This is a genomic window from Martinezella rhizogenes, from assembly GCF_000799715.1.
Lineage (GTDB): Bacteria > Pseudomonadota > Alphaproteobacteria > Rhizobiales > Rhizobiaceae > Rhizobium > Rhizobium rhizogenes_C.
Window position 1 is genome coordinate 304,355 of the sequence record NZ_JUHG01000015.1, and the last position, 14,503, is coordinate 318,857.

At 59.7% G+C, this 14,503-nt stretch carries 13 protein-coding genes; all 13 read left to right on the plus strand.

What is annotated here, in order from left to right; genetic code table 11:
• Window positions 1–77: 77 nt before the first annotated feature.
• The 13 genes from EX00_RS21540 (at window position 78) to EX00_RS21600 (ending at window position 14,432) form a co-directional block, all read left to right on the plus strand.
• The gene (locus tag EX00_RS21540; RefSeq protein WP_047462491.1) at window positions 78–1,208 is read left to right on the plus strand and encodes a sugar phosphate isomerase/epimerase family protein; all 1,131 of its coding nucleotides are present in this window, start codon (window positions 78–80) and stop codon (window positions 1,206–1,208) included.
• Between the two features lie 175 nt (window positions 1,209–1,383).
• Window positions 1,384–2,130, plus strand: coding sequence for a GntR family transcriptional regulator (locus EX00_RS21545; protein WP_047462492.1), 747 nt, complete (start codon window positions 1,384–1,386; stop codon window positions 2,128–2,130).
• Window positions 2,131–2,455: 325 nt separating this feature from the next.
• On the plus strand, window positions 2,456–3,160 hold the full coding sequence (locus EX00_RS21550) for an IS6 family transposase (protein ID WP_047462495.1): 705 nt from the start codon (window positions 2,456–2,458) through the stop codon (window positions 3,158–3,160).
• A gap of 239 nt (window positions 3,161–3,399) precedes the next feature.
• The gene (locus EX00_RS21555) at window positions 3,400–4,362 is read left to right on the plus strand and encodes a MurR/RpiR family transcriptional regulator (RefSeq protein WP_052210861.1); all 963 of its coding nucleotides are present in this window, start codon (window positions 3,400–3,402) and stop codon (window positions 4,360–4,362) included.
• On the plus strand, window positions 4,359–5,330 hold the full coding sequence (locus EX00_RS21560) for an isoaspartyl peptidase/L-asparaginase family protein (protein ID WP_047462498.1): 972 nt from the start codon (window positions 4,359–4,361) through the stop codon (window positions 5,328–5,330). Before EX00_RS21555 ends, EX00_RS21560 begins: the two co-directional genes overlap by 4 nt.
• Window positions 5,331–5,346: 16 nt before the next feature.
• The gene (locus EX00_RS21565; protein ID WP_052210863.1) at window positions 5,347–7,248 is read left to right on the plus strand and encodes a dipeptide ABC transporter ATP-binding protein; all 1,902 of its coding nucleotides are present in this window, start codon (window positions 5,347–5,349) and stop codon (window positions 7,246–7,248) included.
• 58 nt (window positions 7,249–7,306) lie between these two features.
• Entirely contained in the window at window positions 7,307–8,869 is a 1,563-nt protein-coding gene (gsiB, locus tag EX00_RS21570; protein ID WP_047462501.1) for a glutathione ABC transporter substrate-binding protein GsiB, read from the plus strand.
• 86 nt (window positions 8,870–8,955) lie between these two features.
• Window positions 8,956–9,876 carry a glutathione ABC transporter permease GsiC gene (gsiC, locus tag EX00_RS21575; protein WP_047462503.1) on the plus strand — a complete coding sequence of 307 codons (921 nt, stop codon included), beginning with the start codon at window positions 8,956–8,958 and terminating at the stop codon, window positions 9,874–9,876.
• A 4-nt stretch (window positions 9,877–9,880) separates the two neighbouring features.
• Complete coding sequence (gene gsiD / locus EX00_RS21580; RefSeq protein WP_047462504.1) at window positions 9,881–10,777, plus strand: glutathione ABC transporter permease GsiD; 897 nt, start codon at window positions 9,881–9,883, stop codon at window positions 10,775–10,777.
• 6 nt (window positions 10,778–10,783) lie between these two features.
• Window positions 10,784–11,869: a DmpA family aminopeptidase gene (locus EX00_RS21585; RefSeq protein ID WP_047462506.1), complete on the plus strand. Its 1,086-nt coding sequence runs from the start codon at window positions 10,784–10,786 to the stop codon at window positions 11,867–11,869.
• Window positions 11,866–12,684 carry a M55 family metallopeptidase gene (locus tag EX00_RS21590; protein ID WP_047462510.1) on the plus strand — a complete coding sequence of 273 codons (819 nt, stop codon included), beginning with the start codon at window positions 11,866–11,868 and terminating at the stop codon, window positions 12,682–12,684. Before EX00_RS21585 ends, EX00_RS21590 begins: the two co-directional genes overlap by 4 nt.
• Window positions 12,685–12,758: 74 nt before the next feature.
• Window positions 12,759–13,625 (plus strand): D-amino-acid transaminase, encoded by an 867-nt coding sequence (locus EX00_RS21595; RefSeq protein ID WP_047462512.1) that lies wholly within the window; start codon window positions 12,759–12,761, stop codon window positions 13,623–13,625.
• A gap of 210 nt (window positions 13,626–13,835) precedes the next feature.
• Entirely contained in the window at window positions 13,836–14,432 is a 597-nt protein-coding gene (locus tag EX00_RS21600; protein ID WP_234709077.1) for a class I tRNA ligase family protein, read from the plus strand.
• Window positions 14,433–14,503 lie beyond the last annotated feature (71 nt).

The following is a 14,503-nucleotide window of genomic DNA, read 5'->3' on the forward strand; positions in this document are numbered from 1 at the left end:
ATAATCACGAACAATCCAACAACACCAAGGATCGCCAGTGAAGCGCATCCGATCAGGAAACAGTAAAGGAGCTTGACATGAAATTGGGTATCGATGGGCTGAAGCTGCCCGAGGTGAAGAAGCGTGGCCCGCTCGCAAGTCTCGACCACGTCAACGAACTTGGCCTGGCTGGCATCTTTTTTAGTACCGTGCTCGATATGAGCCCTGGCCTCGACAGTGGCATGCTCCGCGACATCAGGGCAAAGGCCGATGAGCTAGGACTTTACCTCGAGAGCGGCCTCGGCAAGATCAACCCTTACTGCAGCGCCGAGGCTCCGGAACTGCGGGCGATCGGCGAAGGTGATATCATCGCCGGCCTGACGCGGATGATCGAAGCGAGCGCCGCCATCGGCTGCCACGAGCTTTGGGTTGCGCCTGGCAATTTCAAGGCCGAATATCGCGGTCGCTTGGCCAATGACCGCTTCCGCACCGACGTGACCTGGGAAGAGCAACTGCTCGGAATGGAAAAGGTCCTCCAGAAGCTGGCTCCTGTCGCGCGTGCCAATGGTACGCATATGAACATCGAAACGCACGACGAGATTACCTCCTTCGAGATTTTGCGATTGATCGAGAAGGTCGGCTCCGACTGCGTCGGCGTCGTGTTCGACACGGCAAACGGGCTGCAGCGGGCAGAGCATCCGGTCTTCGCCGCCAAGCGCCTGGCCCCCTATGTTCGCCAAACGCACATCAAGGATGCCTATGTCGGCCGCGCTCCCGGCGGCCTCGACTTCCAGACACGGCCCTGTGGCGGCGGTATCGTCGATTTCGCGGCGATCCTTCCCATCCTTGCGGAGGCCAATCCTGCGCTGAACCTTTCGCTGGAAGTCGCCCAGTCTGTCGACGACAAGCCCCGCAAGGCTAATCCACGCCAGTGCATCGAAATCGACGACCCGATCTGGAGAGCCCGCCACCCCGACCTGTCACCGGACGAACTAGACGCCTACATGGCCATGGTCGACGCCTACGAAAAGCGGGTCGCATCAGGTGAGGTTCCGGGTTGGGAAGCCTACGAAAGCACCCAGTACGGCTATCCGACCTACGAAAACCAATCCTATGGCTTCAACGAGGCGATCGGCTTCATCAAACGATCGGCCCGCCACATCGAGACGCTTTGCGCGGAAAAGGGGATCGTCTTGTCTTCGTCGACAACGAAACAGAAGGCAGCTTAGTCTTGAGATACAAAGCGCTGGCGGAAATTTCTGCCAGCGTTTCCAAGTCGCGTTTCCGTCCAAATTCACAGCTTGCGCAGAAACATTCTTATGGAAATAATTACGGCGCAAAGATATTCAGTGCGGCGGACTACCGGACACGCAAGAGATACCGAGGCTTGAAGTGGTGAAGGCAATGAGGAAGACGCGCCGGCAAAGCGCCAAGGCGATCCCGACGGTCAATGGGTCGGCGGATAGCGCCGACAATAATGACGACGTTTCGGAGCGCATCCGCGCCACGCTGGCAGCCGCCATCGGCGAAGGCGCACTCAAGCCTGGCACGAAGATTCTGGAAGAAGCGATCGCAGAGCATTTCGGCGTCAGCCGAACGGTCGTGCGCGGTGCATTGGGCGTTCTCGAAAGCGACCATCTCCTGGAACGGAAGAGAAACCGCGGCACCTTCGTCGCGGAACCGAGCATCGCGCAGGCCAGGAACCTGTTCGAGGCTCGCCGAAAGCTCGAGGGACTTCTGCTGGAACTCGTGATCGCGCGGGCGACTGAAGACCAACTGGATGCTCTTCAAAAACTGACGGACGAGGAAGAGCACATCCATCATCATGGCGATGAGAAATCCAAAACGGTTCTCTCCGGCAAGTTTCATATCGTGCTCGCCGAAACCGCCGGAAATCCCGTGCTGACGGAAATGCTCTCGAAGATCGTCGCACGGCTCTCACTGGTCATGGCCTTGTACGAGGAAGAGCGCAAGGACGACTGTGGTGCAGATCATCATAGAATGATCGTCGCGGCCCTAAAAGCCAAGGACTTGGCGAAGGCGCAGCAACTGATGGATCACCACTTGGCCGATATCGAGGGCCGCGTGCGGCTGACCGAAGGCCAAGGCGATCGGCACACCTTTCTGGCCGTGCTGGAGAACTTTTCCTGACACTGGCGAATGATTGTTGAGAGCTGGTGGTCTTGAAGAGATTAGAACCGCGAACCCTGTAATTGCGATCCGGATAGCAGCTTCGTGGATCAGGGCCATCTAGTGTTCCTATCAGGTCGAACCACCGAACTACCAAGCGGCTCTCCAAACCGAGTTGTTCCGCCTTATTTCTCCGCACACGAGTTCAATATCGGCGTCATCATCTTTACAGGCTCATCGATGCGCTCAAGGAGCCTCGCTGAGATAACATCACGCTCAGGCAAGTGCCACCAGAGCGATGTCACGGTAATGCCTTGTGAGGAGCGGTTGCGATAGACGCGCGTGCATGAACACTTCGCCAGTCAGCTACAAGCACCATCGCTTCCCACCCCAGATCATCGCCCACGCGGTCTGGCTCTATTTTCGGTTTCCGCTGAGCCTGCGCCTTGTCGAGGAATTGCTGCTGGAGCGCGGCATTGCCGTGTCCTATGAAACGATCCGCCGGTGGGGAAAGAAGTTCGGCCCGGATTATACGCGTCGTCTTCGCCGCAAGAAGCCCAGCGGGAACGATGTGTGGCATCTGGACGAGGTCGTCATCACCATTGCCGGCAGGAAACGCTGGCTATGGCGGGCCGTCGATCAGGACGGGTATGTGCTTGACGAAATCGTCCAGAACGGCCGCAATACCAGGGCCGCCAGACGATTGCTGACCCGCCTTCTGAAGACGCAGGGTATTTCACCGAAGCGGATGATCACTGACAAATTGCGCTCCTATGCAGCAGCCCGGCGACAGGTCATGCCGCACGTCCAACACCGATCCCACAAGGGTCTGAACAACCGGGCCGAGAATTCTCATGTGCCGTTGCGAAAACGGGAGCGAATGATGCAAGGCTTTCGATCACCGGGAGGCCTTCAGCGCTTCGTCTCTGTCTTCTCCGCTGTCCGTAACCTCTTCGTCCCACCCCGCGCGCAACGCTCCGCATTCCAACACCGCATTCACCGCATCCATGCGCTCGGAGAGTGGAAAGCTGCGGCCGGAGCCGCAGCCTGAGATCAATCCTCAAGGCAGAACGTCTCCCGCGCAACCCAATTCAAGTTAAGGTGACATCGCCACATCGTTTAGTCGCCCCATAAGTATCCGCCTAAATAGTAGCCACACTCGTCTTGTGCACAGATAATGATCGAATGTGCTTGCATATGATATAAAAATATCGTTTGTATTATCCCAATGAAAATAATTAGTCATATGCCTGGACAGCAGGCGTATGCGAGGCGGAACAAGAAAAATCTATGGCGACGCTGCCCGGCAATCCCTCCATAGCGCAACGCATTGCGCGCGCCGCGCTGTCGCCATCGCATCGCCAGATCGCCGATTATGTGCTCGATCATCCGTTGCGGGTCGCCGCCATGCCGATCGATGAACTGGCGTCCGTGACCGATGTCTCGGTTGCCACCGCCAACCGCTTCGCCCGGGCGCTCGGCTTTGAGGGTTATGCGCAGTTCCGCGCGGCTCTTGTGCTCGGTTTCGAGACCGCACTGGCGCCAGTGGAAAAGCTGCGTAGCAAGCTGGGCCAATCGGCCGACGTGGGCGATGTCTTTACCGCAGTACTCGCCGATATGGCCGGCAACATCGAAAGGACGCGTCAGGGGCTGGATACGCAAGAGTGTGCGCGCGCCGTCGAAGCCATTCTCGGTGCGCGGCGCGTGTTCATCTTCGGCTTCGGCAGCAGCAGCTGGCTCGGTGGCCTGCTTCTGCGCAATCTCGAACTACATTGCGAGAATGTGCAATTGCTCGCCAGCATTGAAGGATCGTCCTATGCCGCGCGGGCCTTTCACCGTTTGAGGCCCGATGACCTTGTGATCGCGATCGCCTTTCCGCGTTACTTTTCCGATACGGTGCTGCTGGCACGGCGCGCGCATGAAGCAGGAATAGGCCTTCTGGCACTGACCGACGGCGTCAATTCTCCCATCGCGTCGCTGTCGAGCATTGCGCTTTATGCAAATACAGATAGCCAATATCACGCAAGTTCGGATGCAAGCGCGCTGGCATTGATAGAGGCGCTTAGCAGTGCCGTGGCCCACGCCTCCGGGCGATCGGTCAAATCCGCCGAACAACTCACCGAAGCCGTGTTGCCCTGGCTGCATGGCAGTCACTCCGGCGGGTTGCGCCCCGTAGCCGAAGCGCCGACCGCCAAAGGGCGCGATAGAACTGCCTCATCTCGCAAGAAATCAGCCAGCAAGGAATTGGAATGACCCTGATCCAACCCGTGATCGCCATTCATGGTGGCGCCGGCACCCTCACCCGCGCGGCCATCGAGCCGACTCAGGAAGCGGCCTATCATGCGGCACTTGCCCAAATTCTCACCGAAGCGCAGCAGGCGCTGAGCGATGGTGCGGCCGCCCTCGACGTGGTCGGGCTCGCGGTTCAGCGGTTGGAAGACAACTCGCTCTTCAATGCCGGTCTCGGTTCGGTATTCACGCGCGCCGCCACCCATGAGCTCGATGCTGCGGTGATGGATGGCGCGACATTGCGCGCCGGCGCGGTTGCGGGCGTCAGCCATATCCGCAATCCGATTCTCGCGGCGCGCGCGGTGTTAGAACACGGCGAGCATGTCCTGATGGCGGGCAGCGGCGCGGAAACGCTCGCCCGCGAATTGGGGTTGGAGATGGTGGAGCCCCTATATTTCTCCACTGAGTTCCGGCGCAAGCAGCTTCGCCGTGTCCAAGGCACGACAACGACCGTTCTCGATCACGATGGCGACGCACCTCTCGACGAAGACAGAAAATTCGGCACGGTCGGTGCTGTCGCACTCGACGCCCACGGCAATCTCGCCGCCGCTACCTCCACGGGTGGAATGACCAACAAGCGGCCGGGGCGCATCAGTGACTCGGCGCTGATCGGTGCTGGAACCTACGCGGATAACCGCACTGCGGCGATATCCTGCACCGGCACGGGCGAGGCGTTCATCCGCATCGCTGCCAGCCACGATCTTTGCGCACGCATTGCCTATGCCGGCGCAACGCTGGACGAGGCGGCATGTCAGATCGTGATGGAGCGACTGCCCGGCATCGGCGGGAATGGCGGCTTGATCGCGGTTGACGCGGCGGGCAACGTCTCGCTGCGCTTCAACACCGAGGGGATGTATCGCGGCTATGCCCGGGTCGGGGAGACCCCTTCTACAGCAATCTTCGAACATCCTTCCGATGTCTGTTCGTCCTGATCGAATGGGATCATTCATGTCGTCTTTCGAAACCCAAACTGTCCTTCTTCCAGACCGCCCGCCTGTTCTGGCCGCGGGGCAGGTTCTGGAGGTCAATGGCCTGTCAGTGCGCTTTTCCACATCGGAGCGCACGGTTACCGCAGTGCGCGATCTCTCCTTTAACATCGCGCGTGGCGAAACCCTGGCGATCGTCGGCGAATCCGGTTCCGGTAAATCCGTGACCTCCCTCGCCCTGATGCGCCTCGTGGAACATGGCGGCGGCCGCATCAATTCGGGAAGCATGCTGTTTCGCCGCCGTTCTGGCGCCGTTCTGGATCTGGCACAGGCAAATAATGCGACCATGCGCGCCATTCGCGGCGCCGATATCGCCATGATCTTCCAGGAGCCTATGACATCGCTAAACCCGGTTTTCACCGCCGGTGACCAGATCGCCGAAGCAATCCGCGTGCATCAGGGCAAGAGCGCAAGCGAGGCGCGTGCGGAAGCCTTGCGCATGCTGGATCTGGTGCGTATTCCCGAGGCGCGCAACGTGCTCGACCGTTATCCGCATCAGCTTTCGGGTGGAATGCGCCAGCGCGTGATGATCGCAATGGCACTCTCCTGCAAGCCTTCGCTGCTCATCGCCGACGAACCGACGACCGCGCTTGACGTGACCATCCAGGCGCAGATTCTGCAATTGATCCGCATGCTGCAGGACGAGATGAAAATGGGCGTGGTGTTCATCACCCACGACATGGGCGTGGTCGCCGAAGTTGCCGACCGTGTTCTGGTGATGCGCCGCGGCGACAAAGTGGAGGAAGGTTCCTCCGAATCCGTGTTTTCGGCACCGCACCACCCCTATACCCGCGCGCTTCTTTCGGCTGTGCCGCGGCTCGGTGCGATGACAGGGGTGGAACTGCCGCGCAAGTTCGACCTGCTGCGCACGGAAACCGGCGCGCCCGCCGAGGAGGCGCCACCGCAAGATACGGTGAAGCCGGATGCGGCGCCGATCCTGCGCGTGAAGGATCTGGTGACACGCTTTGATGTGCATGGCGGCTTCTTCAATCGCGTGAGGCGTCGGGTCCATGCGGTCGAACAAGTCAGTTTCGATCTTTATCCTGGAGAAACGCTGTCGCTGGTCGGCGAATCCGGCTGCGGTAAATCCACCACCGGCCGTTCGCTCTTGCGTCTCGTCAACAGCCAGAGCGGCGCGATTGAATTCGATGGCCGCAACATTCTCAACCTGCCGAAGAGCGAATTGCGCGAGCTGCGGCGCAACATCCAGTTCATTTTCCAGGATCCATTCGCCTCGCTCGACCCGCGCGTCACGGTTGGCTTCTCCATCATGGAACCGCTTCTGGTGCATGGCACGACCAGCGGTTCCAAGGCCCGGGAGCGGGTTGAATGGCTTTTGGAAAAAGTCGGGCTATCGCCCGCGCATGCCCAGCGCTATCCCCATGAGTTTTCGGGCGGCCAGCGCCAACGCATTGCCATCGCCCGCGCGCTGGCGCTCAATCCCAAAGTGGTGATTGCCGACGAGGCGGTCTCGGCGCTGGACGTCTCCATCCAGGCGCAGATCGTCAATCTGATGCTCGACCTCCAGCGCGAGCTCGGTGTCGCCTATCTCTTTATTTCGCACGACATGGCGGTCGTCGAGCGCATCAGCCATCGCGTGGCGGTCATGTATCTTGGCCAGATCGTCGAAATCGGTCCGCGGCCCGCGATCTTCGAAAATCCACAGCATCCCTATACGCGCAAGCTCATGGCCGCCGTTCCCGTTGCCGATCCGGCCCGCCGCCATCTGCGCCGTGAGCTGATGTCGGAGGAGCTTCCCAGTCCGCTGCGGGCCCTGGGCGATGAGCCGCGGGTGGAGCCTCTGCAGCCGGTCGGCCCCGGTCATTTCGTCGCCTGCCACCCGATCGGAGCTTTCGGCCAATGAACCAGTCGATGAAACTGTTCAATCTTCCACTGCCCTCACTAACAACTGGAGTCGTTCGATGAAAAAAGGCTTCCCTAACCTGCGACGTCTGTCGCTCGCTTCCGGCCTCGTGGCCTTGCTGTCATTCGGTGCTGCCGTACCAGCCCTCGCTGCCGGCGATGTCGTTCTGGCTATCGGCGGCCAGCCCGAGACCCTTGATCCCTACAACACCAACACGACGCTGACGACGGCTGTCACCAAGTCGTTCTACCAGGGCCTGTTCGAGTTCGATAAGGACCTGAAGGTGCATCCGGTCCTGGCTGAACGCTACACCGTTTCCGACGACGGCCTCGTTTACAACTTCAAGCTGCGGGAAGGCGTCAAATTCCACGACGGCACGGATTTCAACGCGGAAGCCGTCAAGGTGACGCTGGAACGCGTCATGAACCCCGAAAACAAGCTGGCGCGTTTCAATCAGTTCAACCGCATCGACAAGGTAGAGGCGGTCTCGCCCTTTGAGCTGCGCATCACACTGAAGGAGCCTTTCGGGCCTTTCATAAACTCGCTGGCCCACGCTTCGGCCGCGATCATCTCGCCGGCCGCACTCGCTAAATACGGCAACAAGGACATCGCATTCCACCCGGTCGGCACTGGCCCCTTCACCTTCGTGGAATGGAAACAAACGGATTTCATCAAAGTCAAGAAATTCGATGGCTATTGGCAGAAAGGCTATCCCAAGGTCGACAACGTGACCTGGAAGCCAGTGCTCGAGAACAACACGCGTGCAGCCATGCTCCAGACCGGCGAAGCCGATTTCGCCTATCCCCTGCCTTATGAACAGGTCAACGCACTCAAGGCCAACGACAAGCTGACCGTGACGGTCGGCCCGTCGATTATCGAGCGCTATGTCAGCTTCAATATGCTGCACAAGCCTTTCAACGATATCCGTGTACGCCAGGCGATCAACTACGCCATTAACAAGGAAGCGCTTGCCAAAGTGGCCTTCAATGGCTTTGCGGAGCCAGCGGAGGGTATCGTGCCGCAGGGCGTGCTCTATGCCCATAAGATGGATCCCTGGCCCTATGATCCGGCCAAAGCACGTGAGCTTTTGAAGGAAGCCGGCTATCCCGAGGGCTTCGAATCCATACTCTGGAGCGCCTACACCACGACGACCGCGCAAAAAACGATCCAGTTCCTCCAGCAACAGCTGGCGCAGGTCGGCATCAAGGTGCAGATTCAGGCGCTGGAGCCTGGTCAGCGGACAGAATGGGTCCAGTCCGCGCCGGACCCACAGACTGCCAAGGTGCGCATGTACTATGCTGGCTGGTCGTCCTCGACGGGCGAGGCCGATTGGGCGCTGCGCCCGCTGCTCGCCACTGAAGCCTTGCCACCGAAGCTCAACAACACGGCCTATTACAGCAACAAGACCGTCGATGGTTACATCGCCGACGCGCTGAAATCGGTCAAGGATGAGGAGAAGACTGATCTCTACCGCAAGGCGCAGGAAGAAATCATGAAGGACGCACCTTGGGCGCCACTAGTTGTGGAGAAAAACCTCTATGCCACGACCAAACGCCTTTCCGGCATCTATGTCCAGCCGGACGGCAACATCGAGGCAAGCGAGATCGCCGCTTCCGAGTAAACGGTCATCCTACTGCCCGGCGCGCATCGACTGGATGATGCGCGCCGGGCTTCTGTCCACTCATTGTACAGTTCGGTTGTTGGTCCATGCTATACTATTTTCTGAAACGGCTGACCGGTTTGCTTCCCACATTGTTGATCGTTTCGGTGCTCGTATTCCTTTTCGTGCACATGCTGCCGGGCGATCCGGCGCGGCTTGCGGCGGGACAGGATGCCGACGAACAGACCGTGGCGCTGGTACGCAGCGAATTGGGGCTGGACCGGCCGCTGCCCGAACAGTTCGCCACCTATTTCGGCCATGTGTTGCAGGGCGATTTCGGCCATTCGATACGCACGCGCCGTCCGGTCTCCACCGAGATCGCCGAGCGTTTCATGCCAACGCTGCTGCTCACTTTGACCAGCATGATCTGGGCCGTAACCTTCGGCATGGGCATCGGCATTATGTCAGCCGTCTACCGTAATCAATGGCCGGACCGCATCGGCATGACGCTGGCGGTATCGGGAATTTCCTTTCCAGCCTTTGCGCTGGGAATGCTCCTGATGCAGATTTTCTCTGTGCAACTCGGCTGGCTGCCCACGGTCGGCGCCGATAGCTGGAAAAATTACATCCTGCCATCACTGACGCTTGGCGCGGCGGTGGCCGCCGTCATGGCGCGCTTCACGCGAGCCTCCTTCGTCGACGTGATTCAGGAAGACTTCGTGCGCACCGCGCGGGCGAAAGGTTTGAACGAGCGTGTAGTCATCGCCAAGCATTGCCTGCGCAATGCGCTGATTCCGGTCGTCACCATGATGGGCCTGCAATTTGGCTTCCTGCTCGGCGGTTCGATCGTTGTCGAGGCTGTCTTCAACTGGCCGGGGCTCGGACGCCTTCTGGTCGATGCCGTCAATCAGCGTGACTATCCCGTGATCCAGGCACTGGTACTCCTGTTTTCGCTGGAATTCATCCTGATCAACCTCATTGTGGATGTGCTTTACGGCCTCATCAACCCCACCATCCGCTATAAGTGAGCCAATGATGACGCAAACCATTTCACTCGACCCCGGCACCGCAACCGCAACCGTGCGCACGCCCTGGAGCGAATTCTGGCGCAAGTTCCACAAGCAGCCGGTGGCGCTCGGGGCGCTCGTCTTCTTGGCACTGCTGGTTTTGGTCGCGGTGCTCGCGCCGGTAATTACGCCCTATGACGCGGAGAATTATTTCGATTACGACCAGATCAATGCCGGACCCTCATGGTCGCATTGGCTCGGAGTCGATCCCCTCGGACGCGACATCTTCAGCCGCATCCTGGTCGGGGCGCGCATTTCGCTGGCAACCGGCCTGTTGTCGGTGGCGCTCGGCGGGTTGGTAGGCACCACACTCGGATTGCTCGCCGGCTATTATGAGGGCTGGTGGGATCGTCTCGTAATGCGGATCTCCGACGTGCTGTTCGCCTTTCCCGGCATTCTACTGGCGATTGGTGTCGTTGCCATTCTCGGAAGTTCCATGATCAATGTGGTGATCGCCGTGTCGGTATTCTCGGTGCCGGCCTTCGCCCGCCTCGTGCGCGGCAATACACTGGTGCTCAAGCACATGACCTATATCGAGGCGGTCAAGAGCATCGGCGCATCGGACTGGACCATTCTCGTGCGCCACATCCTGCCCGGAACGATCTCCTCCATCGTCGTCTATTTCACGATGCGGCTCGGCACCTCCATCATCACCGCCGCCAGCCTGTCCTTCCTCGGCATGGGCGCACAACCACCAACGCCGGAATGGGGCGCCATGCTCAATGATGCCCGCGCCGACATGGTCAATGCACCCCATGTGGCGCTGTTTCCCAGCCTCGCAATTTTCTTCACGGTGTTGGCTTTCAACCTGCTCGGAGACGGGCTGCGCGATGCGCTTGATCCCAAGATCGACCGTACATAGGAGACCATGTTGAAAGGCCCCACCGTTACGCCACCACATATTGGCGGGCTGGCCGCTGGCCCGCGCAATGCTATCACCGATGTGGCGGGCATCAATGTCGGTCATACGACGCTGGCCGACGGCCCAATCCAGACCGGCGTAACCGTGGTGCGCCCGCATCCAGGTGACATTTATCGCGATCGGGTTCCAGCCGCGGCCACAATATTGAACGGTTTTGGAAAGAGCATTGGCCTCATGCAGGTGGCGGAGCTCGGCGTTCTGGAAACACCCATCGCCCTTACCAACACCTTTTGCGTCGCGAGCGTGGCACGGGCACAGATCCGTCAATGCATGGCGGCCAATCCGCAATGCGGGCGAAAGTTGCCAACCGTCAATCCGCTCGTCTTCGAATGCAATGACGGCTATCTGAACGATATTCAGGCGATGGCCGTTACCGAGGAGCACTATCTCAACGCCTGCGCCACCGCAGGCTCCGCCTTCGCGGAAGGCTCCGTAGGTGCTGGACGCGGCATGTCGAGCTTCGGTCTCAAGGGCGGTATCGGCAGCGCATCGCGTCACGCGCCGATTGCGAATGGTTCGACGTACACCGTCGGTACGCTGCTTCTGTCGAACTTCGGAAGACCATCACAGTTGACCCTCGCTGGCCAAGCAATCGGTCCGGTCCTCACTGATAGGTTGGCAACCGCTCCGGCGAATGACGCCGGCGAACCGGAAAAGGGCTCCATCATCCTTATCATCGCGACCGATGCGCCGCTCGATGCGCGTCAGCTGCGCCGCCTTTCGCTGCGCGCCGGCGCGGGGTTGGCGCGCACAGGATCGGTATTCGGCCATGGCAGTGGCGATATCGCGCTTGCCTTCTCGACCGCCTATACGTTGCCGCAGGATCCAGTGCATTCCATGCCGAATGTCGCAATGCTGCACGACGCGCTGCTCGACCCGCTGTTTCAGGCAGTGGCCGACAGCGTTGAACAGGCGATCATCCATTCGTTGTGGCACGCCGAAACGGTGATCGGACGTAACGGACACCAACGGCAGGCGTTTCTCGATCTGATGTCCGACCACATCACTACTTTCCCGGAGCAACCACAGTGAAAATTCTCATCTCCGTCGATATAGAAGGCGTTGCCGGCGTCTATCACACCGAACAGACCCGGCCCGGCCATGGTGAATATGAGCGCGCGCGCCTTTTGATGACGCAGGAAGCCAACGCCGCCATCGCCGGTGCCTTCGACGCGGGCGCGAAGGAAGTTCTGGTCAATGACTCCCATGCCGGCTTCCGCAATATGCATGCTGATCTGCTCGATCCGCGCGCCCTGGTGGTGCAGGGAAAGCCGCGTTATCTCAGCATGATGGCCGGCGTCGAACAGGGCGTAAGCGCCGTCTGCCTGATCGGGTACCATTCGCGGGCGCATGGTCGCGGCATTCTCGCCCATACCATCAACAGCTTCGCCTTTGCCCGTATCGAATTCAACGGGATGGAGCTCGGCGAAGCGGGCATTTACGGGGCTCTGGCCGGCGAATACGGCGTTCCCATCATCCTGGCCAGCGGCGACGACGTGTTCATTGCCGAAAACCGTGATCTCTTCCCACGCACCGTCTTCGTGGAAACGAAACGCGCCTATGGCTGCAACAGCGGAACGAGCTTGTCTCCGGTGCACGCGTGCAACGCAATCCGGAACGGAATGAAAGAGGCGCTCAACCGGCCGGAAGCAGCGCAGCCATTCAATCTGCCGGGTCCCATCGAGGTGTATATCCGGGTTCAGACGCCGGCATTGGCAGATCTGTTTTGCCAATGGCCCGATCTCGAGCGGTTTTCTGGCGACGAGATCGGCTTTCACACCCCGACGGTCGAGGCGGCGGTACGCATCATCAACTGCCTCTCCGCAATGTCCGCCCTGCTACGATAGCCCTGCAACAGGGCGCCTCCCCTCGCACAGCCTCCCGTAAAATTTCATCTCACCAACGAAAAGAAAGTCTTTCCATGGCAGACATATCCCCGTCCCGCATTGTCTACGTCAATGGCGCATTCGTTCCCATCGAGACAGCATCCATTCCCGTGATGGATCGGGGGTTCCTGTTTGGTGACGGCATCTATGAGGTGACGGCGCTGATCGAAGGCCGCCTGGCCGACAATGAGGCGCATCTGCGGCGGCTCGACCGATCCCTGCGCGAGATCGAAATCCCCAATCCGCATTCACAGGAGAAATGGACGGCCATCCAGCACGAACTGGTGACGCGCAATGGCCTGACCGAGGGTCTCATCTATATCGAGGTGACACGCGGCGTCTCCGAGCGCGATTTCCTCAGCCCCGCCGATCTGAAGCCGACTGTGGTGATGTTTACACAGGCGAAGCCCGTGCGGACCAATGCAGCCCTCTCCAAAGGTGCTGAGGTGATCACCGTGCCCGACCTTCGCTGGGCAAGGCGCGATATCAAATCGACCTCGCTGCTAGCGCAGGTGTGGGCCAAGCGGGCAGCGGCCGCAGCCGGCGCCAATGAGGCCTGGATGGTCGAGGACGGCATCGTCACCGAGGGAGCATCATCGACAGCCTTCATCGTTACGCAAGCTGGCGAAATCGTCTCGCGTCCACTCTCCTATGCGGTTTTGCCGGGTGTGACACGCCATGCCATCCTGCGCCTTATCGAGGAAACGAACCTGACATTCGTCGAACGCACCTTCATGGTGGAAGAAGCGCTACAGGCGCGCGAGGCCTTCTTTACCAGCGCCTCCACCATCGTCATGCCAGTGGTCTCCATCGACGGTCAGCGCATCGGCGATGGCAAGCCCGGACCGCTGGCCATGCAATTGCGCGAACTCTATATCGAAACTGTGCTCGGAACCCGTTGATCGTTTTTTCCCCTGGCACCGCAGAACCTGTCTCGCGGCACTCTCAAGCATTATACGAGCCGACAAGCCGCATAGGAGGGCGTTGGTGCACCGGTCAGCGACGGGTCATCATTCGGTCTTTGATAGGCCGCTTATTTGGTTGCTTCCGCCGATGCCTTGCAACGAACGGATTTCGGGCGTCCGCATGGGGCCACTCGACGTGGCCAAGCCGTGGCAAATGTCGGGCGTGACCGGCGTCAGCCGCTTTCTGCATCGTGTCTGGCGCAGGTCACCGATGACGCGGATGGCCTCAGCGAACAAGTCTGCGACATCCCGCCGCCAAGCGACATCGCGCGCCTGATGCACAAGACCATCCGCGCGGTCGGTGAGGATATCGAGGCGATGCGGTTCAACACGGCGATCTCCAAGCTCATGGAGATGTCGAGCGCCCTTATTGCACTGGAGCAGAGACCGCGTGCAGTGGTGGAGACCTTTGTGCTGCTGCTCGCTCCCTTCGCACCCCATATCTGCGAGGAGTTATGGCGCATGCTGGGTCACGAGACCTCGCTTGCCTATGCACCCTGGCCTTCATTCGATGCGGCATTGGCTGAGGATGAGCGTCGCGAATATGTGGTGCAAATCAATGGCAAGCTGCGTCACAAAGTGTTCGCTGCTACGGGTCTTTCTGCCGACGCTCTTCTGCGTGCGATCAAGGATGATCCGCGCGTGGGCGAACTGCTTGAGGGCAAGCAGATTATAAGAGAGATCGCGGTACTGGACCGGCTTGTTAATTTTGTCATGAGCGATCGATTGTCGCAAAATTCCTGACTTTTCGGCCCGTGATGCGCCAAGCCAAAATTCATCAGGAATTCTTGTCGCAAATGTCAGGCGCAGAAGTC